The organism is Pseudomonas sp. HY13-MNA-CIBAN-0226 (assembly GCF_040310305.1).
GTDB lineage: Bacteria > Pseudomonadota > Gammaproteobacteria > Pseudomonadales > Pseudomonadaceae > Aquipseudomonas > Aquipseudomonas gregormendelii.
Genome location: NZ_JBEOPS010000708.1, coordinates 1 through 230, shown reverse-complemented (window position 1 = coordinate 230; position 230 = coordinate 1). Strand labels below are relative to the sequence as shown.

The window sequence follows — 230 nt, the reverse complement described above, 5'->3', positions numbered from 1 at the left end:
ATTAAGCCGACGATTGCAGAGGCGACACGCGCCATATTACGCCGCGATCCCGAGCGCATTCTACTGGCCACTGCTGATCATCCCGATACCGTATTATTGCGCCATTTATGTACCGAACGAAATATCAATATCAAGGTATTAGGTGCTAAAATACTACCCTATCAAGCCATCACGCTGATCAAGCAGCGTAGCAAAGACAGCTAAGCTATTATTGCTGATCAATTCATACG

General features: G+C 46.1%; 1 protein-coding gene. It reads left to right on the top strand.

Annotation, left to right across the window (positions count from 1 at the left end; all coding sequences use genetic code 11):
* Window positions 1-204 (top strand): RNA-binding protein (locus tag AAEZ05_RS30535; RefSeq protein WP_350650445.1); only part of this gene is annotated, 204 nt, incomplete at its 5' end.
* Window positions 205-230 lie beyond the last annotated feature (26 nt).